At 61.3% G+C, this 21,142-nt stretch carries 20 protein-coding genes; 17 read left to right on the top strand and 3 right to left on the bottom strand.

Annotated features, from left to right (window positions below):
- The 10 genes from ACSEXS_RS03230 (at position 1) to ACSEXS_RS03275 (ending at position 11,207) form a co-directional block, all read left to right on the top strand.
- Positions 1-1,041 (top strand): FecCD family ABC transporter permease, encoded by a 1,041-nt coding sequence (locus ACSEXS_RS03230; RefSeq protein WP_438431744.1) that lies wholly within the window; start codon positions 1-3, stop codon positions 1,039-1,041.
- Positions 1,038-1,886, top strand: coding sequence for an ABC transporter ATP-binding protein (locus ACSEXS_RS03235; protein ID WP_438431745.1), 849 nt, complete (start codon positions 1,038-1,040; stop codon positions 1,884-1,886). Before ACSEXS_RS03230 ends, ACSEXS_RS03235 begins: the two co-directional genes overlap by 4 nt.
- Positions 1,883-2,944, top strand: coding sequence for a nicotinate-nucleotide--dimethylbenzimidazole phosphoribosyltransferase (gene cobT / locus ACSEXS_RS03240; protein ID WP_438431746.1), 1,062 nt, complete (start codon positions 1,883-1,885; stop codon positions 2,942-2,944). Before ACSEXS_RS03235 ends, cobT begins: the two co-directional genes overlap by 4 nt.
- A 4-nt stretch (positions 2,945-2,948) precedes the next feature.
- Positions 2,949-3,536 carry a bifunctional adenosylcobinamide kinase/adenosylcobinamide-phosphate guanylyltransferase gene (cobU, locus tag ACSEXS_RS03245; RefSeq protein ID WP_438431747.1) on the top strand — a complete coding sequence of 196 codons (588 nt, stop codon included), beginning with the start codon at positions 2,949-2,951 and terminating at the stop codon, positions 3,534-3,536.
- A 114-nt stretch (positions 3,537-3,650) separates the two neighbouring features.
- Positions 3,651-4,508, top strand: coding sequence for an adenosylcobinamide-GDP ribazoletransferase (gene cobS / locus ACSEXS_RS03250; RefSeq protein WP_438431748.1), 858 nt, complete (start codon positions 3,651-3,653; stop codon positions 4,506-4,508).
- 45 nt (positions 4,509-4,553) lie between these two features.
- On the top strand, positions 4,554-5,144 hold the full coding sequence (locus tag ACSEXS_RS03255; protein WP_438431749.1) for a cob(I)yrinic acid a,c-diamide adenosyltransferase: 591 nt from the start codon (positions 4,554-4,556) through the stop codon (positions 5,142-5,144).
- 106 nt (positions 5,145-5,250) lie between these two features.
- Entirely contained in the window at positions 5,251-6,255 is a 1,005-nt protein-coding gene (locus ACSEXS_RS03260; protein ID WP_438433072.1) for an RluA family pseudouridine synthase, read from the top strand.
- Between the two features lie 92 nt (positions 6,256-6,347).
- Entirely contained in the window at positions 6,348-6,710 is a 363-nt protein-coding gene (locus ACSEXS_RS03265) for an arsenate reductase family protein (protein ID WP_438431750.1), read from the top strand.
- A gap of 558 nt (positions 6,711-7,268) precedes the next feature.
- Positions 7,269-9,383, top strand: coding sequence for a glycosyl hydrolase (locus ACSEXS_RS03270; protein ID WP_438431751.1), 2,115 nt, complete (start codon positions 7,269-7,271; stop codon positions 9,381-9,383).
- Between the two features lie 51 nt (positions 9,384-9,434).
- Complete coding sequence (locus tag ACSEXS_RS03275) at positions 9,435-11,207, top strand: cellulase family glycosylhydrolase (protein ID WP_438431752.1); 1,773 nt, start codon at positions 9,435-9,437, stop codon at positions 11,205-11,207.
- A 115-nt stretch (positions 11,208-11,322) separates the two neighbouring features.
- Here the strand turns inward: ACSEXS_RS03275 and ACSEXS_RS03280 are convergent, their stop codons facing one another.
- Both ACSEXS_RS03280 and ACSEXS_RS03285 read right to left on the bottom strand, forming a co-directional pair.
- Complete coding sequence (locus ACSEXS_RS03280; protein WP_438431753.1) at positions 11,323-12,180, bottom strand: metallophosphoesterase; 858 nt, start codon at positions 12,178-12,180, stop codon at positions 11,323-11,325.
- Positions 12,181-12,288: 108 nt separating this feature from the next.
- The gene (locus ACSEXS_RS03285; RefSeq protein WP_438431754.1) at positions 12,289-13,269 is read right to left on the bottom strand and encodes a Gfo/Idh/MocA family protein; all 981 of its coding nucleotides are present in this window, start codon (positions 13,267-13,269) and stop codon (positions 12,289-12,291) included.
- Positions 13,270-13,581: 312 nt separating this feature from the next.
- Here ACSEXS_RS03285 and ACSEXS_RS03290 point away from each other — a divergent pair, with 312 nt between their 5' ends.
- The 5 genes from ACSEXS_RS03290 to ACSEXS_RS03310 all read left to right on the top strand — a co-directional run bounded on the left by ACSEXS_RS03290 (position 13,582) and on the right by ACSEXS_RS03310 (position 18,534).
- Entirely contained in the window at positions 13,582-14,469 is an 888-nt protein-coding gene (locus tag ACSEXS_RS03290; protein WP_438433073.1) for a 5'-3' exonuclease, read from the top strand.
- 260 nt (positions 14,470-14,729) lie between these two features.
- Complete coding sequence (locus ACSEXS_RS03295) at positions 14,730-15,446, top strand: TrkA C-terminal domain-containing protein (RefSeq protein WP_438431755.1); 717 nt, start codon at positions 14,730-14,732, stop codon at positions 15,444-15,446.
- Positions 15,447-15,621: 175 nt separating this feature from the next.
- Complete coding sequence (ilvD, locus tag ACSEXS_RS03300) at positions 15,622-17,310, top strand: dihydroxy-acid dehydratase (protein WP_438431756.1); 1,689 nt, start codon at positions 15,622-15,624, stop codon at positions 17,308-17,310.
- Between the two features lie 184 nt (positions 17,311-17,494).
- Complete coding sequence (locus tag ACSEXS_RS03305) at positions 17,495-18,337, top strand: SPFH domain-containing protein (protein WP_438431757.1); 843 nt, start codon at positions 17,495-17,497, stop codon at positions 18,335-18,337.
- 20 nt (positions 18,338-18,357) lie between these two features.
- On the top strand, positions 18,358-18,534 hold the full coding sequence (locus ACSEXS_RS03310; RefSeq protein ID WP_438431758.1) for a type II toxin-antitoxin system antitoxin: 177 nt from the start codon (positions 18,358-18,360) through the stop codon (positions 18,532-18,534).
- Between the two features lie 56 nt (positions 18,535-18,590).
- Here ACSEXS_RS03310 and ACSEXS_RS03315 read toward each other — a convergent pair whose 3' ends face one another.
- Entirely contained in the window at positions 18,591-18,887 is a 297-nt protein-coding gene (locus ACSEXS_RS03315) for a DUF3055 domain-containing protein (RefSeq protein ID WP_438431759.1), read from the bottom strand.
- A 278-nt stretch (positions 18,888-19,165) separates the two neighbouring features.
- Between ACSEXS_RS03315 and ACSEXS_RS03320 the strand changes: the two genes are divergently transcribed.
- Together ACSEXS_RS03320 and ACSEXS_RS03325 are read left to right on the top strand one after the other, a co-directional pair.
- The gene (locus ACSEXS_RS03320) at positions 19,166-20,185 is read left to right on the top strand and encodes an HRDC domain-containing protein (RefSeq protein ID WP_438431760.1); all 1,020 of its coding nucleotides are present in this window, start codon (positions 19,166-19,168) and stop codon (positions 20,183-20,185) included.
- Between the two features lie 292 nt (positions 20,186-20,477).
- A complete protein-coding gene (locus ACSEXS_RS03325) occupies positions 20,478-21,071 on the top strand; it encodes a PD-(D/E)XK nuclease family transposase (RefSeq protein WP_438431761.1) in 594 nt (197 codons plus the stop codon).
- Positions 21,072-21,142 lie beyond the last annotated feature (71 nt).

A 21,142-nucleotide genomic window follows, 5' to 3' on the forward strand; every position in this document is an offset into this window, starting at 1 on the left:
ATGCGCAAAGCTTGGATCTATGGAGGAGGCTTCGGCCTTCTCCTGCTTGTTTCCATCTTGATCTGCCTCTCGCTCGGCTCGGCCCGGGTTCCGTTGATAGAGGTATGGCGGGTGCTGCTCTACCACGTTCCCGTCCTTGGGCCGCGGCTCGTCGCGGTTCCCGACGCGACCTACGATACCATCGTCGCCGGCGTGCGCTTACCGCGGGTCGCTCTCGCCGTTCTGGTCGGTGCGTCCCTGTCGGTGGCGGGAGCGGGCTTTCAGGCGGTGCTCCGCAACCCGCTCGCCGATCCCTATACGCTTGGGGTGGCTTCCGGCGCATCGGCGGGAGCCGCTTTTGCGATTCTGTCGGGCATGCGGGCCGCGCTCGGCCTGTGGAGCGTTCCCGGAGCGGCGTTTCTCACCGGTCTGTTGACGCTGCTTCTGGTCTACACGCTGGCCGGCAAGAGCGGGCGCAGCAAGGTGGAGACATTGATCCTCGCGGGCGTGATTGTCCAGGCCTTTTTTGGCGCATTCGTCTCGCTCATGGTCTCGCTGTCCCAAGGGGTCATCAACGAGATCGTCTTTTGGCTGATGGGCAGCGTGGCCCTGCGCGGTTGGGAGTACTCGCGGCTGCTGTTCCCCCTCTTCGCCGCGGTCCTGCTTCTGCTGATCGCCTACAGCCGTCAGCTTAATTTGTTCGCCCTCGGAGAGCGGCAGGCCTTGCACACGGGGGCGAACGTCAACCGAACCAAGCTCGCGGTGCTGGGGGCCAGCACACTGCTGACGGCGGGAGCGGTGTCGGTGGCCGGCACGATCGGTTTCGTCGGGCTGGTGGTTCCCCACCTGATCCGGCTTATGGCCGGGCCGGACAACCGGCTGCTCGTTCCGGTGACCGCGCTGGCCGGGGCCAGCTACGTTCTGTGGGCGGATACGCTGGCGCGTCTCGCGCTCGGGGCGCAGGAGATTCCGCTCGGCGTGGTGACGGCGCTCATCGGCACGCCGTTCTTTGCTTATTTGCTGCTGAAGCGGCGGCGCGGACGCGGAGGGATACCCGAATGATCGAGGCAAACGAAGTCCGGCTTCGGCTGGACGATAAGGAAATCCTGCGCGGGGTCAGCCTGCGGATTGAGGAAGGTTGTTTCTACGGCATCATCGGACCGAACGGCAGCGGCAAATCAACCCTGCTGAGGCTGCTGTCGGGGGTGAGCCGTCCCGATTCCGGTACGGTCCGCCTCGGCGGGCGGGAAGCGGCGGACTATCCCCGCAAGGAATTGGCCCGCATGCTCGCCGCACTGCCCCAGGAAGGCGTCTCCGCTCCCGGCTTCACGGTCCGGGAGGTGCTGGAGATGGGACGGTATCCGTACCAAGATTGGTTTGGCCGCGAACCGGGCGATCCGGAGACCATCCTCGGGCGGGTGATGCAGCGGCTCCGGCTTGAGGAACTGGCCGAGCGCGAGATAGACAGCCTGAGCGGCGGCGAGCGGCAGCGGGTGGCGCTCGGCAAGACGATGGTGCAGGAGCCGCGGATTCTGCTGCTCGATGAGCCGACGACCTTCCTGGACATCGGCAACCAGCTCGAGCTGATGGATTACATCCGCGAATGGCAGGCGTCCAGCCGCATCACGGTCGTAGCCGTGCTGCACGACCTCAACCTGGCGGCGCAGTACTGCGACCGGCTGCTGCTTCTGGCCGAAGGCCGTTCCGCCGGGGAAGGGACGCCGGCCGAGCTGATCCGGCCGGATCGGATCGAGCGGGTCTACGGCACGCGTCCGCTCGTGCTGCCGCATCCGGTCAGCGGGGTGCCGCAGGTGCTGCTGCAGTCCGCAGCGGAGCGGGCGGCATCCGGCGCCTGGCTCCGCACGGACATTCATGCAAGGCAAAACAAGGAGGAACGAACGCGATGAAGACCTTGGAAGACCTGTGCGGCCGGATTGGGCCGCTTAACGAAGCGGCGGTGGAAGCGGCCAAGCGCAAGCTGGACAGCCTGACCAAGCCGCCCGGAAGCTTGGGCAAGCTGGAGCGCCTCGCCTGGCAGACAGCCGGGATTACCGGCGAGGTTGAGCCGGACTTGACCCGCAAGGCGGTCATCGTCATGGCCGGCGACCACGGCGTGACCGAGGAGGGGGTCAGCGCGTTTCCCTCCGTGGTGACGCAGCAGATGGTGCACAACTTCCTCGCCGGAGGCGCGGCGGTCAATGTGCTGGCCCGGCAAGCCGGGGCGGAGGTGCTGTGCGTCGACATGGGTGTCGACGCCGAGCTGCCGCCGCACCCGGGGCTGACGGACCGCAAGGTTCGCCGCGGAGCGGGCAACATCGCGCGCGGGCCGGCCATGACCCGCGAGGAAGCGGAGGCAGCGGTCCGCGCGGGCTTCGAGCTGGCGGCGGCGAAAGCGGCCGAGGGCTGCCGCGTCTTCGCCACCGGCGAGATGGGCATCGGCAACACGACGCCGAGCGCTGCGGTCTTGATGGCGCTGACCGGCATCAGCGCCGAGGAAGCCGTCGGCCGCGGCACCGGGCTGGACGACGCAGGGCTCGCCCGCAAGCGCCGCGTGGTGGAGCAGGCGCTGGCCGTCAACCGGCCCGACGCGGAGGACCCGCTCGGCGTGCTGGCGGCGGTCGGCGGCCTGGAGCTGGCCGGGCTGGCCGGGGTTATCCTCGGCGCAGCCGCCTCGCGCGCCCTCGTCGTGATCGACGGCTTCATCTCCTCGGCCGCCGCCCTCGCCGCCGTGCGGCTCTGTCCGGCAGCGCTCCCGTACATCGCGGCCTCGCATGTGTCGGAGGAGCGCGGCCACGCCCGGCTGCTCGCCGAGCTCGACCTGTCGCCGCTCCTTGAGCTCGGTATGCGGCTCGGCGAAGGCACCGGCGCGGTGCTGGCGTTCCATCTCGTGGATGCCGCCGGGCGGATCGTCCGCGAGATGGCGACCTTCGAGAGCGCCGGCGTATCCGGCAGGCGGGAGGATTAGGCCGATGGTTATCTTCATCACCGGCGGCGCGCGCAGCGGCAAGAGCCGGTTCGCCGAGGCCATGGCCGGCCGCCTCTCCTTAAGCGGAGAGGGCGATTATATCGCGACGGCCCAGCTCTATGACAACGAGATGGAGGAGCGCGCTCGGCTGCACCGGCAGCGGCGGGCCGAATCGGGCTTCCGCTGGCGGCTGCACGAGGAGCCCTACGAGCTGGCGGCCCTGCTGGCGGAACGGAGCGCGCGCTTCCGCGAGGGAGAGACCGGAGGCGTCGTCCTCATCGACTGCCTGACGCTGTGGCTCTCCAACTGGCTGCTGAAGCTGGAGAGAGAAGAGCGTTTGGACCGGCTGGAAGCGCAGATCGAGGAGCTCTCGGCGGCCCTCGCCGATTGTCCGATGCCCGTCCTCGTCGTCTCCAACGAAGTTGGCGACGGTATCGTGCCGGAATACGAGCTCGGGCGGCTGTTCCGCGATTACGCGGGACTGCTCGGGCAGCGGATTGCCCGGTTAAGCGACCGGGCGTTCCTGGTGACGGCGGGGATTCCCGTCGACCTCAAGCGGCTGGAGTTCAACCTGGACGACTGGGAACGTTAACCCGGACACTCGGATCACCATCGGTTCTCCTCGTCCCGCTGGCCGGAAGATCGGATTCCGGCTGAAGGCGGCGGAGCGCTGCCGCTTATTAAGTCCGTGCAGGGAGGAATGATTATGCTTCGAACGCGCAAGCTGCTGATCGCCTGGTTGCAGGCGGCCGCCGCGGCGCTGCAGTTCTTGACCCGCCTGCCGGTTCCGTACCGCTTCGAGTATACGGCTGCCGTGTTCCGGCGAAGCGTCGTCTTCTACCCCGTCGCCGGCGGGCTCATCGGACTTCTGCTCAGCCTGCTGCTCTACGCAGCCGGGCTGGCGCTGCCGGCCGGTCCGGCCGCGGCGCTGACGCTCGTCCTTTGGGTTGCCGTCACCGGCGGTCTGCACCTCGACGGCTGGATGGACTCGGCCGACGGTCTGCTCAGCCATCGCCCGCCCGAGCGGATGCTGGAGATCATGAAGGACAGCCGGGTCGGCGCAATGGGCGTGATGGCGGCCGTGCTGCTGCTGCTCGTCAAGTACGCCTGCCTGGCGGCGCTTCCCGGATCGGCCGCCGACGGTCTGCTGCTGCTCGCCGTCCTTCCGGCCTGGAGCCGCTGGTGGATGACGGTCGGCATGGCCGGCTGGCCTTACGCCCGCAAGGAAAGCGGGCTTGGCTCGCTGTTCCGCCAGGTCGGCTGGTCCGAGGTTTCCCTGGCCTGGGCGGGGGCGGCGGCCGTTACGTTTGCGTTCACCGCCCTCGGTCGGATGGTAGGCGGCGACACGGGGGTATTCGCCGGTACCGGCTGGGTCACTGTGGCCGGCCGATTCGTCTTGGCCGCTACCCTGCTCTGCGGCCTGTTCGGCGGCTTGGCCGCCCGCACGGTGAGCCGCAAGCTGGGCGGCCTGACGGGCGATCTCTACGGAGCGATGAACGAAGGACTGGAGGCGCTGCTGCTGCTGGTCGCGGTTGCAGCCTGCACCGCGCTTGGGTATGCTTAAAGCACGCAAAGAAGTGAACCGAGAAAACCGAGGGGGCGAGGGTGGATGAAGCTTTATACGCGGACCGGGGACGAAGGCAAGACATCGGCCATCGGCGGCCGAATCGGCAAGGATGACAAGCGGGTCGAGGCTTACGGCTCGGTGGACGAGCTCAATGCGTTTGTCGGGCAGGCGGTCTGCACGCTGACCGGTCTCAGCTTCGATGATCTCCGCGACGAGCTGATCCGCATTCAGCATGAACTGTTCGACTGCGGCGGCGATCTGGCTTACCTGGCGGAGTCGGCGGCCGCGGCCTGGAAGGTAACGGACGCGTATGTGGAACGGCTGGAACCGCTGATCGACCGCTATGACGGGGAAGCGCCGGAGATTCGCCGCTTCATCCTGCCCGGCGGTAGCATAGAAGCGGCCGCTCTGCACGTGTGCCGGACGGTCTGCCGCCGGGCGGAACGGCGCGTCGTCGCGCTCGCCGCGGAGCAGGAAGCCAACCCCGCCGTGCTGCGGTATTTGAACCGGCTGTCGGACTTCTTCTTCGCCGCCGCCCGGGCCGCCAATGCCCGCTTGGGCAAAAGCGACGTCGAATACATTCGCGGAGCCGAGGTGTTCAACCGCGGCAGCGCCGGCAAAGACGGCGAATAAACCGCTCCGCAAGCGGCATGAACAGGATGGAGAGACGAACGTGATCAAGGAAACCGGGGCTTATCACGAGCCCCTGAGCTACACGGCGACCGAAGCGGACGCCGGCATGAAGCTGGCCACTCTGCTAAAAAACCGCATGGGAATCTCCCGCACCCTGATGACCCGGCTGAAGCAGTCCGAACGGGGCATTACGGTGAATGGGCAGCGCGCCTATACCAATGCGATCGTCCGCCCGGGCGACCGGGTGGAGGCACGGATGGAGCGCGAGGTATCCGAGGATATTTTGCCGGAGGAGATGGACCTTGCGATTCTGTTCGAGGATGAGCATCTGCTTATGGTGAACAAGCCGCCGGGAATGATCGTACATCCGACGCACGGGCATTATACCGGTACGCTCGCGAACGGAGTGGTCTGGCATTGGCGGCAAAACGGCGAAACCGTCCGCTTCCGTCCGGTGCACCGGCTCGATCAGGAGACGTCCGGGGTGCTGGCGATCGCCAAAAACCCGTTCGTTCACCAGAGCATCTCCGAACAGATGCAGCGCGGGCAGGTCATCAAGGAATATACGGCCGTGGTCCACGGGCGGATGGAGACGAAGGAAGGCACGGTGGATGCGCCGATCGGCCGCGACGGGGACAATCCCCGGGTCCGGGTGATCACCGGGCAAGGCGACCGGGCGGTCACGCATTACCGGGTAGAGGAAGCTTATCCGGAAGGCTCCGTGGTCCGCATCCGCCTGGAAACCGGGCGGACTCATCAGATCCGCGTGCATATGCGGCACTTGGGACATCCGCTGTTCGGAGATAAAATGTACGGTCCGGGCGGCGAAGCGGAGACGGGAATCATTCCCGGCCGCGCTCCTGTCGCCGGCGATTCCGGCGCCGACGACTCGGTCGGCAGGACCGGCTGCGCTTCTTGCGGCGAGTCTGCCTCCTATGCCGAGCCCTCGGCATTGCCCGCAGCAGCTACGGCTATCTCCCGTCAAGCCCTGCATGCCGAGCGGTTAGCCTTTATCCATCCGGGCACCGGCTTGCCGGCGGATTTCCGAGCACCTCTGCCCGCCGACATGCAGCGGCTGATTGAACGCCTGCGCGGCGAAGAGAAAGCCTGATCGGCGAGAAGCCGCAGATGCGCCGGGGAGTCTGTTATTCTCGCTTCCTAATGCGGTATGCCGAAATTCAAAGCGACAAAGGAAGTGCGTTTATGAGTCTGGTCTTCTATTGGTATCCCCGATGCGGCACCTGCCGCAAGGCCAAGCAGTGGCTGGAGGCGGCGGGGCAGACGCTCACTCCGGTGGATCTGGTGGAGAGTCCCCCGAGCGCGGAGGAGCTGGACTTGCTTGTGAAGGAGAGCGGTCTGGAGATCGCCAAATTCTTCAATACCTCCGGCGAGGTCTATCGGGAATTGGGCTTGAAGGACAAGCTTCCCGCCCTGAGCCGGGAAGAAAAGCTGAAGCTGCTCGCCTCGAACGGCAAGCTGATCAAGCGGCCGATCGTAAAAGGCGGGGAACGGGTCACCGTCGGCTTCCGGGAAGACGAATACGAGCGGGTTTGGGGAACCCGCTAAGTTTTTTGCAGAGCGTCCAGTCGGACGCTTTTTTCTTTTTCCGATTGTCGGGACTGGACGAATTTCGACAATGCTATTGAAAATACCATAAAAATATAATTTGTCCTATACAAAGAACTAATGGAAAATATTATTATTTCTTTGTCCTGACCATCGTTCCTGAGAAAAGACCCGGCAGATGGGCTTGACGGACCTGCAGTGCGGGAACGGTTCTTTGGGGCGGATGGCCGGGACAAGAACGCGGTATTTGAATGATAGGATAACATCACATAATAAAAATAACGAAAATGCGACCGTTATCCTATGTTCCAAAACAGAAAAAACATGCTAGAATAGAAAGGAGGTTGGAATATGATGGATATTATGGGGCTTTTCGATAGAGAATTGGCTAGCCCCCAACGGAGGTGGATGCCGGTCATTCTCGCTTTCGTTCCTCATCGGCTGGAGCAAGCGAGAAACGGAAATCAGGGCCGTTCAAATTGGAAGCGCTTCATTTTATGGAGTCTGTTATTCGAATTTTGGTAGCGGTTCGATTATTCAATTCGGAGGAGGGCAATGATGAAAACACCATGGCTGCGCAAATTCGGAAGCATGGCGTTGGCGGCGGCGCTTGGCATCACCGGCTTCTATGGACTGGCCGGTTCGTCGGCTGCCGCCCAAGCAGGCACCGTTCGCTACGAAGCGGAAAACGGGATTCTCCAGGGAACGACGGTCGAGGCCACCGCCGCGGGTTATTCGGGAACCGGCTATGTCACGGGTTTTGACACGGCGGGCGATTCCGTTACGTTTACGGTGACGGTCCCGGCAAAGGGATTGTACGATCTGAAGGTTGGTTATCGGGCCCCTTACGGCTATAAGCAAAGCAACCTGTTTTTCAACGATGCGGCATCGGGACAGGTGGTCTTCCCGGAAATCTCGGTCTTCTCGACGGCTTCCGCCGGCAAGCTTCTGTTGAATGCGGGGACGAATACCATCAAGCTGGAGAACGGCTGGGGCTGGTATGAGATCGACTACATTGAAATTGCCCCTTCCGCACCGCGAGCTCCCCATCAGGTGACAAAGGCGCTGGTCAATCCCAACGCTTCGCAGAGAGCGAAATCGCTGATGAGCTTCCTCGTGGACCAATACGGCCAGAAGATCATTTCCGGGCAGCAGGAAATGAGCGATATTGACTGGATTAAGGCGAATGTCGGTAAAATGCCCGCCATGGCCGGCCTCGACCTGATCGACTACTCGCCGTCCCGCGTCGAGAACGGCACCACCTCCAATGCGGTCGAACAAGCCATCGACTGGTACAACAACAAGGGCGGCATCGTGACCTTTGTCTGGCATTGGAACGCGCCAAAGGGACTGATTAACCAGCCGGAGAAGGAATGGTGGAGGGGCTTCTACACTTACGCCACGACTTTTGATGTCGACTATGCCATGAGTCACCCGGCATCGGAGGATTACGCCCTGCTCCTGCGGGACATCGATGCAATCGCCGTTCAGCTTAAGCGCTTACAGGATGCAGGCGTGCCGGTGCTCTGGCGTCCGCTGCATGAGGCGGAGGGCGGCTGGTTCTGGTGGGGCGCCAAGGGCCCGGAACCGGCGAAAGCCCTGTATCGCCTGATGTACGACCGGCTGACCAACTATCACCACCTGAACAACCTGATATGGGTTTGGAACTCGGTTTCCCCGGACTGGTACCCCGGCGATGATGTGGTGGACATCGTCAGCTTCGACTCGTATCCTTCGGCCGGCGATTACGGTCCGCAGAGCGGCAAGTATGAGGAGCTGGTCAGCCTGGGACAAGACAAGAAGCTGGTGGCCATGACCGAAAACGGGCCGATTCCGGACCCGGACCTGCTCCAAGTCTATCAAGCGATGTACAGCTGGTTCGTCACCTGGAACGGCGACTTCATTCGCGGCGGCTACCAAAACAGTCTCGATCACATCAAAAAAGTATACGAGAGCAATCTGGTCATCACCTTGGACGAGCTGCCGGATCTGAAGAACTACGGCAATGGGGCCACGCCGACGCCGACGGCTACCGCAACGCCCACGCCAACAGCGACGCCCACTGCAACTCCGACAACGACGCCTACTGCAACTCCGACAGCGACGCCCACTGCAACTCCGACAGCGACGCCCACTGCAACTCCGACAGCGACGCCTACTGCAACTCCGACAACGACGCCTACTGCAACTCCTACTGCAACCCCGACGACCACGCCAACGGCGACTCCCACCGCTTCTCCGGCAACGGGATTGGTCGTCCAGTACAAAGTGGGAGATTCGAGCGCAACGGACAACCAAATCAAGCCCTTCTTCAACATCAAGAATAAGGGCACGGCCGCGGTGAAGCTGAGCGATCTGACTCTGCGTTATTACTTCACCAAGGAAGGCGGAGCTGCGCTCGATTCCTGGATCGACTGGGCCGCCGTCGGCGGAAGCAACATCAAACGGACCTTTACCTCGACTTATGTGGAGCTGAGCTTCACGAGCGGGGCGGGCTCAATTGCGGCAGGGGGACAGTCGGGAGACATTCAGCTTCGCATCGCCAAGACCGACTGGTCCAACTTCAATGAAGCGGATGATTACTCTTACGACAAAACCAAGACGTCTTACGGAGACTGGAACAAAGTAACGCTTTACCAAAACGGTCAGCTCGTCTGGGGCATAGAACCGTAAAAGGATGAGTTTACCGTATCCACTCTAAGAAGAAGGAATGTGGTGAAGGACATGACTCATAGATTTGGCAAGATTGTATTAGCCGGTATGCTGGTCCTCGCGAGCTTTGCGGGGTTGGCTAAGGCAAATGATACGAAGGCGGCTGCGGCATCGGGGTACTACCAAACCTCCGGCAACCGGATTGTGGATTCGAACGGCAATCCGGCCGTATTCAACGGCCTCAACTGGTTCGGCTTCGAGACCTCCAATTATTCGCCGCATGGCATCTGGGCCCGGTCGATGGACAGCATGCTGGACCAGATCAAGGAGAAGGGCTATAACCTGATCCGTCTTCCGTTCTGCAACGAAATGTTCGATTCCGGAGCGAAGGTGGCCGGGGTGGATTACGTCCGCAATCCCGATCTCGTCGGACTTTCCCCCATCCAAGTGATGGACAAGCTGGTGGAGAAGGCCGGAGCGCGGGGCATCAAAATTTTCCTGGATCGCCACCGTCCCGATTCGGGCGGCCAATCTGCCCTGTGGTACACCGCCGCCTATTCGGAGGAGCGCTGGATCAGCGATTGGAAGATGCTGGCCGCCCGCTACCTCAACAACCCGACGGTCATCGGCGCCGATCTGCACAACGAGCCGCACGGCGACGCGTCCTGGGGAACCGGCGACCTGGCGACGGACTGGCGGCTTGCCGCCGAACGGGCCGGCAATGCCATTCTCTCGGTTAACCCCAACTGGCTGATCATCGTTGAAGGCGTGGACAGCAAGGTGCAGGGAGAAAACGGCGGCTACTGGTGGGGCGGCAATCTCAAAGGCGTGAAAAACAACCCGGTGCGGCTGAGCGTTCCGAACCGGATCGTCTACTCCGCGCATGATTACGGCCCCGGCGTCGCCGATCAAACCTGGTTCCACGATTCGTCCTACCCGAACAACATGCCGGCAATCTGGGATGCGTATTGGGGATATATCAGCAAGCAGAACCTGGCGCCGGTCATCGTCGGCGAATTCGGCGGCCGCAGCGTGGACACGGCCAGCACGGAAGGCGTCTGGCAGAATGCCCTCGTCGATTACATCAAAGCGAACGACTTGTACTGGACCTATTGGTGCCTGAATCCGAACAGCGGCGATACGGGCGGACTCCTGCAGTATGACTGGCAAACCTGGGAAACGGCCAAACAAACCATGCTGAACCGGATCATGAAGCCGCTTACCGGACCGACTCCGACACCGACGGCTACGCCAACAGCGACACCGACGGCAACACCAACAGCAACACCGACGGCAACCCCGACGGCAACGCCAACAGCAACGCCAACAGCAACACCGACGGCTACGCCAACAGCAACACCGACGGCAACGCCCACGGCAACTCCGACCGCCTCGCCGACCTCCACGCCAGTGGTTAGCGGACTGACGGTTCAATACAAGGCCGGCGATTCCAGCGCGACGGACAATCAGATCAAACCGTTCTTCACTATCAAGAACACGGGAACGGCCTCCGTGCCGTTAAGCGAGCTGACCCTCCGCTATTACTTCTCCAAGGACGGCAGCGCCGCCGTCGAATCCTGGATCGACTGGGCGGTAATCGGAGCGGCGAACATCAAGCGCACGGTCACGGACACGTATATCGAGCTGGGCTTTACGGCCGGAGCGGGATCGCTCGCGGCAGGGGCGCAGACCGGCGATATTCAGGTTCGGCTGGCCAAAGCGGATTGGTCGAATTTCAACGAAGCCAACGACTACTCCTACGACGGCACCAAGACGGCCTATGCCGATTGGAACAAAGTGACGCTCTACCGAAGCGGCAAGTTGATATGGGGCATTGAGCCCTAAGAGCTTACCCGTCCCGCTCATAGCCTAAAAAAAAGCACGGTTCCCCGGAGGAACCGTGCTTCTTCGTTCGGTTTCGGGCAGTCCAGGACGTTCGACAGCTTCATGAAGCCGGCGATCAGGGAGCGGTCTCCAGCGTCACGACCACGATCTCCGGCCGGTTAAACAGCCGTTGGGGGATATCGCTGTTGCCGAGTCCGCGGCTGATCACCATCGCGGACGACCCGTTCCGGTGAAGCCCCTCGGTCAGCTTCGGAAAGAAGCCCTGATCCGGCGCATACAGCGGTCCGAGAAAAGGGAGACGGATCTGCCCGCCGTGGGCGTGCCCGGCGAAGATGAGGTCGAAGCCTTTGCCCGCGTAAAAAGGGAAGAGCTCCGGCCGGTGCGCCAAGAGCAGCGAATACAGCCCTTCGGGCCGGTCTGCCGTCGACCGGTCCATGTTCTCGTTGACAATCGCTTCGGTGTCCCGGCTGCCCGAAGGCGACCCGAACAGCGGATCATCGATGCCGGACAGCCAGATGCGCTGGCCGCTGCGGGAGAGGGGAGTGCCCCGGTTTGCCAACACGTGGACTCCGGCCTTCGTCAGCTCGCTTTCCAGGCTGGCGAAGCCCGGAACACTGTCGTTGTTGCCGCTCACCCAATAGACGAGCGCGATTTCGACCAGACCCCGCATGAGGGTCATGCTGCGGGAACGGTTGCCGGACGTATCGGTATCGATGAGATCGCCGGTAAAGACAATCACATCCGGCCGTTCCTTGCGGACCGCCTTCAGAAGCGGACGCTGGCCGAAGCCGAAGTTTTTGCCGTGCAGGTCGGAGAGCTGGACGATCCGGTACCCGGTAAAGGCCGCCGGGAGACGCCCCGAGGTGACGGTAAACCGGGTGAACGACAGGAGGTTGTTCTGGATGTAGGAGAAGACGAAGAGGGCGAGTAGTAGGCCGATGATGAGCAGCGGCACGGCTATCCTGCTTTTCAAGGAGTATCCCGCCTTCCGCAAGGTTCCATTTCTTTCAAGTAAAGCATGCCCCGGCGCTGCCGTCAAAAAAAGGCGTCCCGATGACCGGAACGCCTTGCCGGATGAACTTCAATTATCAAGAGAGACCGGCCGGTTTTCCCGCACGGACCGGTAAGCCGCTTCCATCAGCCGGGACAAATCGAAAGCCAGGCCCACGTTCTCGGCGTCGTCGGTGCCGTTTACCATATGGCCGACCCACTGCTCGAAGGCCGATTCCCGCCGGTTCTCCAGGGGCAACTCCTGCCACCCGTCGGTGTCCTCGGTGCTGAGGTAGAGCCGGTCGGCCTGAGGCGCGCCGTAGATCAGCGTTCCCTTGGTGCCATGAAGCTCCAGGAAGAGGGGCGACCGGGCATTGACGAAGCCTGCTTCGACGACGGCGCAGGCTCCGGTTCCAAACCCAAGGACGGCCACCGCGTTGTCCTCCACCTCTTTGCCGGTCACGTAGCCGAAGGTGGCGCTGACGCGGTTTGGCATCCCGAGGAACAGGCGGGCCAAAACCATCGGATGGCAGCCCAGATCGATGAGCGCGCCGCCGCCGCATTCGGCTTTGTTATAGAAGTGGCCGGGCAGCCAGCCGCCCGTCGCCCCGTTGTGGGAGAGCCTTGTACGGACCAGCGTCAGATCGCCGAGCAAGCCTTCCTTCAGCACCTTTTGAATGGCGAGGGTGTACCCTTCGTTCAGGTGGGGCAGGGACACCGTCAGCTTCACGCCGTTTTCGCGGGCCGTGTCCACCACCTCGCGGGCTTCCTGCTCCGTGGCGGCAATGACCTTTTCGGTGAAGATGTGCTTGCCGTTCAGGGCTGCACCGACCATGACGTCGCGGTGCAGGCTCGTCGGGGTGTCTACGATAACTGCGTCGATGCAATCGTCTTCCAGCAGGTCCTCCAGCCGGTCGTAATACTTCACCCCCCGTTTGGCGGCTTCCGCTTTGCCACGCTCGGGAATTTCGTCCCAGATGGCGGTGATTTCGGTATCGGGGTGTTTTTCGGCCTGCATGGCGTAATCGTTTGCATGAACGTGCCAAAAGCTGAGCATGGCCACTCGGATCATCGGAAGATCATCCTCTTTTCCATTGGTTAAATAGGCGGTACGGACTTCTTCGACCCGTTCATCATAGCACATCCGGCGATATCGGAAACACGGCTTCCCTGTGACGATCCTGTGATATCCTTCCAGAATTGTCGGATTGGTTACGGTGGGAAAATGGCTTTCCTTTACGGCGGACGCGGTGGACAAAAACATGGTAGAATGGAGAGACACGATGATCACGGTCGATCCGCAACCGGCGGCCATCGACGAAGGAGGCTCTCCCTTTTGCAAACCAACCTACCAACCCCCGCAGCGGAGCCGGCCAACCATGTCATGCTGGTAGACGGAATGGCGCTCTTGTTCCGCGCGTATTACGCCACCTCGTATAGCGGCTACATCCGGCGGACGAGCGCAGGCGTTCCGACCAATGCCATCTACGGCTTCCTTCAGTATCTGTTCGACGCGCTTGCCACCTTCGGACCCTCGCATGTCATCTGCTGCTGGGACATGGGCAGCAAGACGTTTCGCACCGAGCAGTTTGCCGCGTACAAGGGCAATCGAGCCGAGCCGCCCGCCGACCTCGTGCCGCAGTTCAGCCTCATCCGCGAGGTTACCGACGCCATGGGCATCCTGAGCGTGGGCATCGTCGGCTATGAGGCGGACGATTGCATCGGCACGCTGGCGAGCCGGTTGAGCGCCGAGGCCGAGGTTTCCATTCTGACCGGCGATCACGATATGCTGCAATTGGTGGCGGAGCGGGTAAAGGTGGCCATTATGGCCAAAGGCAGAGGCAACTACACGGTTTATACCCTGGAGTCGCTCGCTTCCCTGAAGCAGCTCACGCCGGCGCAGGTCGTCGATCTCAAGGGCTTCATGGGCGACACGAGCGACAATTATCCCGGCGTCAAAGGCATCGGCGAGAAAACGGCGCTCAAGCTGCTCCTCGATTACGGTTCCATCGAAGGCGTGCTGGAGAACCTGGACAAGCTGCCGAAGGGAGTGCGGAGCAAGATCGAAGCGAATCTCGACATGCTTCATTTGTCGCGCGACCTGGCCCGCATTCGGATCGACGTTCCCCTCTCCTGCGAGCTGTCCGCTTGCGGCCTCGTCAACCTGTCGCGCGAATCGGCGCTGCACAAGTTCGAGGAGTTGGAGCTTGGCAGCCTCGGGAAACTGCTGGATCTTCACGCGGCGCCGGACCTGGATCCGTTTGCCGTGTAGCGCTGCCGATAGGAACCAAGCGGCGGCATCCTGCCCACCGGTAGGGGAATGAAGCAAATACGAATCCATTGCGGCAAGCTCCCTCATGAAAGGTGGAGGGAGCTTGTTTTTTTCGGGGAAGCGGCTTGCTTGGCGAATCGGCAAATGGTTTATTTTATCATTCGGTCCGTTGATTCACTTTCATTTGGAAGGGGAATGAATGATAGCGGAAGCCGCGCGGAGGGGTCGGCTTTCTTTTGGAGTGAGAAAGGAGGGCCGGTATGGGGCTGATATTCGTCGTTTTCTATTTTGGAATCATTGTGGTGGTGCTGGAGATCTCGGTAGCGCTGCTCCGCCTGTCGGGACTCAAGAAGCCGATCGCCCGGTTTCAGGCGCTTTCGATGATGACGGGTACGGGATTCACCACCAAGGAGTCGGAGCTGATCCTCCGCCATCCGATCCGCCGGAGGATCGGGATCGGCCTGATCCTGTTTGGGGCGCTGTCGCTTGCGGTGCTCATCTCGTCCTTCAGCACCATTCTGGCGGAGAGCTTCCGCATTCTTCCGCTCGGCCTGGCACTGGCTATCTTGGGGATTCTGCTCCTTTTTGTGCGCAGTCCGTTTTTTGCCCGGCGGGCCGAGAGGTACTTCATCCATGAGCTGGAGGAGGAGTTTGAGCTGCATGAGCTGCCCATCCAGGAAGTGCTCTATTCGACTCCCGAGGATTTGTTTACCTCGGTGGCCATCTACGAGGATTCCTCGTATTGCGGCAAACGGGTGGGAGAGCTGTTCGGCGAAGACGAGGACATCCTCTTGCTGTTCATCCAGCGAGGCGAGGTTCGGCTGCGCTGCAAGCTGGGCCAGGAAACGATCGAGGCGGGCGACGTCCTCTATCTGTACGGCGACAAGGGAGTAATTGAGAGAGATTTCAAAAGGGAACTGAAGGAGATGCACGAAAAGGTGGTCGACGAGATGAAGGCCGCCAGCTTGGAAGATTAGGCGATAATCGGCTGCGGTTGCTGCGGAAACGGAGGCGATCCGATAGAACCCTTTTATGCGGCGGATTGAAAAATGCTTTTGCCCCAACCTCCCGCGGGCATGTCAACTATCCGCCAAACGTGATAGAATTGGTGAAACGAAGCATGGATTCCATACGCGGGAGGCGGACTGAACAATGGCACCAGCAGTGAAAAAGCGCAGCGATATGATCACCAAAGGGTTTGACCGGGCCCCTCATCGGAGCCTGCTCCGGGCAGCCGGAGTGAAGGAAGAGGATTTCGGCAAGCCGTTCATTGCGGTCTGCAACTCCTATATCGATATCATTCCCGGGCACGTGCATCTGCAGGAATTCGGCAAGATCGTCAAGGAAGCGATCCGCGAGGCGGGCGGCGTTCCTTTTGAATTCAATACCATCGGCGTCGACGACGGCATCGCCATGGGGCATATCGGGATGCGGTACTCGCTGCCGAGCCGCGAGATCATCGCCGATTCCGTCGAGACGGTGGTGAACGCGCACTGGTTCGACGGAATGGTCTGCATTCCGAACTGCGACAAGATCACGCCGGGCATGATCATGGGCGCGATGCGCGTCAACATCCCGACGATTATGGTCAGCGGCGGGCCGATGAAGGCCGGTCGGGACAGCAAAGGCAAAGCGCTGTCACTGACCTCGGTGTTCGAGGGCGTCGGCGCTTATCAGGCCGGCCACATCGACGAGAACAGCCTGTATGAGCTGGAGCAGTACGGTTGCCCGACCTGCGGCTCCTGTTCGGGGATGTTCACCGCCAACTCGATGAACTGCCTCGCCGAGGTGTTGGGCATCGCCCTGCCGGGCAACGGCACGATTCTCGCGATCTCCGAGGACCGCCGCGAGTTCGTCAAGAAGTCGGCGCGCCAGCTCATGGAGCTGATCAAGCTCGATTTGAAGCCGCGCGACATCGTCACGCAGGACGCGATCGACAACGCCTTCGCCCTCGACATGGCGATGGGCGGCTCGACGAACACGGTGCTGCACACGCTCGCCATCGCAGCCGAAGCGGGCATCGAGTACCCGATCGAGCGGATCAACGAAGTGGCCAACCGCGTGCCGCATCTGGCGAAGATCGCCCCGGCTTCCGATTATCACATTGAGGATGTGCACCGCGCGGGCGGCGTCAGCGCCATTATCCACGAACTCCTGAAGAAACCGGGCGCTTTGAACGGCGAGTGCATCACGGTGACGGGCAAGACGCTGGCCGAGAACGTGGCAGGCTGCGAGATCCAGGACCCGGCGGTCATCCATCCGCTGGAGAACCCGCACAGCGAACGGGGCGGCCTGGCCGTGCTGTTCGGCAACCTCGCCCCCGAGGGCAGCATCATCAAGGTCGGCGCGGTCGATCCGTCCGTCGGCGGCCGCCATGTCGGCCCGGCGATCTGCTTCGACTCCCAGGAAGACGCGCTCGCCGGCATCGCCGGCGGCAAAGTCAAGGAAGGCCATGTCGTCGTCATCCGCTACGAAGGTCCGAAGGGCGGTCCGGGCATGCCGGAGATGCTCGCCCCGACCTCGCAGATCGTCGGCATGGGCCTTGGGGCCAAGGTCGGCCTGATCACCGACGGCCGCTTCTCGGGCGCATCGCGCGGCATCAGCATCGGCCATATTTCGCCGGAAGCGGCGGAGGGCGGTCCGATCGCCTTCGTCCGCGACGGCGATATCATCGAGCTCGACCTCATCGGCCGCCGCATCGAACTGAAGGTGAGCGAGGAAGAGCTGGAGCGCCGGCGCGCCGAATGGCCGGGCTTCGAGCCGAAGATCAAGTCAGGCTACCTGGCCCGTTACTCCAAGCTGGTAACGAATGCCAGCATGGGCGGTATTCTGAAGATCTGACCCAAGCGGGGGTCGGCCTGCTCTAAGCGCCGATCCCGTCCGAATAGGCCAAAAAGCGAACCGAGCGGAATGCTTTCCGCTTTGGTTCGCTTTTTTTGGTTTGCTCGGTCTATTGCCAATTTACATTGAAAACCAAAAGTGATATCATCATGATATCAAATTGATTTGGTGGAGGCGTTGGGAAATGAACGAAAAGCTGCTTCGCCCGATTAGCGGATTCTGGGTGGTGCTGGCCATCGCGCTGTGCGCAGGGGGAGCCATCTACGGCTTGGCCGAGGACTACAATACGGTTCCGGCTCTGCTCATTGTCGTTGCTGCCCTGCTTACAACCTGCATCACTGTGGTTCAGCCGAATAAGGCGGTCGTGGTCATGTTCTTCGGCAGGTATGTCGGTACCATCAACAAGAGCGGGCTCTGGGCCGTCGTGCCCTTCAGCATCCGCAAGGCGGTCTCGCTGCGGGTGCGCAACTTCAACAGCGTCAAGCTGAAGGTCAACGACGTCGAGGGCAATCCGATCGAGATCGCCGCGGTCGTCGTCTTCAAGGTAGTGGATTCGGCTAAAGCGATGTTCGACGTGGACAACTACATGAAGTTCGTCGAGATCCAGAGCGAGACGGCGCTTCGGCATGTGGCCAGCAAGTATCCCTACGACAGCTTGACCGGCACGGGCCTGTCGCTTCGGGCCAATGCCGAAGAGATCGCTTCGGAGCTGGCCGAGGAGCTGCAGGGCCGGTTGTCCATCGCCGGAGTGGGGGTGCTGGAGGCCCGACTGACGCATCTGGCCTACTCCACCGAGATCGCCAGCACCATGCTGCAACGCCAGCAGGCCGCGGCCGTCCTCTCGGCGCGGCAGATCATCGTCGAAGGAGCCGTCGGCATGGTCGATATGGCGATCAAGCAGTTGAAGGAAAGCGGCGTGGTCGAGCTCGACGAGGAGCGCAAGGCGGCGATGATCAATAACCTGATGGTCGCCATCGTCTCCGAGAGGGGAGCGAATCCGATCATCAACGCCGGTTCGCTCTACTAGAGCGGCAGGGACGTGAAGCCATGGCCCCGAAAAAGAGCTTTCCCCTCCGCATCGACCCGGAACTCTATGAAGCGCTGGAACGGTGGGCGGCCGAGGAATTCCGCAGCGTGAACAGCCATTTGGAGTTCCTGCTGCGGGAGGCGCTGAAGCGCTCCGGCCGGCTTCCGCGCAGCAAGAACGCTCCGCCCGAAGAATAACGGAGCCTGGCTGAACGGACGGCCATAAGCTCCGCTCCATGCAGCGACCTCCGTTCTCAGATGTCGGTGAAATTCACCGTACCCAGCACCGGGAGGAGGAATTCGGCCAGCTCGCCGGCTTCCTCCTCCGACAGTCCGTAATGCGATTCCAAATAGCCCTCCTGCTCCAGGTCATCGGCGGCGAGAATGGCCGTTCGTCCCGTCTGCATATCCGTAACCAGCGTCTTGCCGTAGAACCGGCCCGATTGGGTCAAGGCCAGATCGAACCGGCGCAGGGCCGGGCCGATGAAGGAGACGAAGCGGGTGGAAGTCGCTTCGGTCGTGTCGTACAGATAATCGAATTCGGCGCTCATGGTCAGGCCTCCTTGGAAGAATCGTCGGTTTTCCTTCTCATCGTACCGGGAACCTTCGGTTCAATCAAGGCGAAAACGGGATAAGCGGAATCTCTCCCCGACGCTCGATGGAAACGAAACCTTTCACGAAGCGGACAGGGCTCCAATTCGGCTTGTCACTTCGTGGGATTGATGGTAAGATGAAGTCAAATCAGGCAACGTGAGGAAGCACCTCTTGCCGCTTCGGCGGCGGGAGGTGCTTTTTGCCGTTCCGGTTGAATCCATGGGGAGGGGTTTCAATGAGTTTGGTATTTCTGAACAGCTTCGAGCGGACCGGCGATGCCGGGGAGAAGGAGCAGGCTCGGCTCGGCATTCAACAAGCGGAAGAGGGTTGGCAAATCTGGTGGAGCTGCGGAGAAGGCGAGGAGGCAACGGAAGAGATGTGGTTTGAAGGGGCGTCCTGGATGCAGCTCATGGACCGATTCCGGTTGGGCTTGAAAACCAAGCAGAGCGAAGGCTATGCTCCGCTGATTGAGACGCTTGCGGAGGAGAAGGGCTTCGTGTTCAGCCGCCGCGTTCAGCTCTTGTACTGCTACAGCGAGCATCACTACCGACCGGACGCTTTCGAGCGGCTCAGGCTCTGGCGACGGGAGCATGCCAAGCAGGAAGGCAAATCCGCTTACATCATCGCCTCGAACCGAATGCTGCAGATGATTTCGGCTTTTCTGCCGCAGACGCCGGAGGAGCTCGCGCAGATCCCGGGCATCGGCGATAACCGATTGAAGGCTTACGGCGCCGAGATTCTGGCGATCACCGGAGAGTATGCGCCGGAGACCCCTTTCCCGCTCGATTGGGTAGCGGCCGCCGTTCATCCCGACGACTTCGCCGCTTGGCAGGTATTGACGGAGCGGGAGCGGTTTCGCCAGCAGGCGGACCGGCTGGAGCACCGGAAACAGATTATGGACCGTCTTGCCCAAGGAGACGGCCTGGGCGAACTGGCCAAGGCGTTGAAGACGAGCCGAAGAGACATTCTCAACCACCTGGAGGAGCTGAACCGGGAGGGGTGCGACATGGACCGGTTGTTGGAAACGGAGCTCGCCCATGTCAAACCGGAGCTTCGGGAGATGGCGGAACAGCTGTTCTGCGAGCTCGGCGACCGGTACCTGAGGCCTGTTGTGAACCGTCTCATGCCTGCCGCCGAAGCCGGCAGCAAGGAAGTCGAGCAGACCTACGAATGGCTGCGGCTTGAGCGAATTTGCCATCGGCGGCGGTTGAAGGAAGGGGAGGAACTCGTGTCCGTGTCCGAAAGCCGGGCCTGAGCCTGCTGGACGCTGGTGTTTCTGCAATGGACTAAGCTAACGTACCCGGTTCTGCGCGAGGCGAAATCGTCTTGTTGCAGAACCGGGTTGTTTGCTTAGCAACCCGCGACCGGTCCGGATTGTTTTACCCCAATCGGATGCCCGAATGTTCGTCGCTTTTCTAACGGTTTGCTATAATGGGTAAAGAGGGAAGCCTTTGCCATTGCCTGACCCGCTCGATCCTCGGGTCGATTTTGTGTTCAAACGGATTTTCGGCAGTATCAAAATGTGTTCCCCCTTAAGGAAGACCGACGTGGAATTGCCCAAGCTGGATGACCGGCCTTCGAGTGAGGACGGACTAATCAATTGGCTGTTGTTCCTGAAAGGGACAGATCCTACCCATTGGAAGGTGCTGAAGATGAACGAGACCGGATTGGAAAAAGCGATGGAGACCCTGCAGTATTTGAGCCAGGATTCGAAAGCGCGGCTTGTGTACGAAGCTCGGCAGAAGTACTTGCACGATCAGGCGTCCTTCGAGGAAGGGAGCAGAGAGGAGAAAGAAAAGCTTCGAGAGGAGAAAGAAAAGCTTCGTGAGGAGAAGGAGAAGCTTCGTGAGGAGAAGGAGAAGCTTCGTGAGGAGAAGGAGAAGCTTCGTGAGGAGAAGGAGAAGCTTCGCGACAAGAGAGAGCGGCTTCGAGATGAAATGGAAACGCTCCGCGACAAAAGGGAGAGGCTTCGAGCAGAAGAAGAGCGGTTCCGTCAAGAAAGAATGGAAATGAGCGTCCCAGAATGTGTGAAAGAAGGACTTCAGGAAGTGGCCGCTAGGATGCTGTCAATGGGGCTTGCTCTCGAGATGGTTGCCCAAGTGACGGGGTTGCCAGCGGAGGAACTGGAAACGCTTCGATAACCGAGCGGAAGCCCTGGCTGCCGAAAAGCAAAAATCCGAATCTTTTTGCCGGGGCAAAAAGATTCGGATCG

The organism is Gorillibacterium terrae (assembly GCF_051594785.1).
GTDB lineage: Bacteria > Bacillota > Bacilli > Paenibacillales > NBRC-103111 > Gorillibacterium.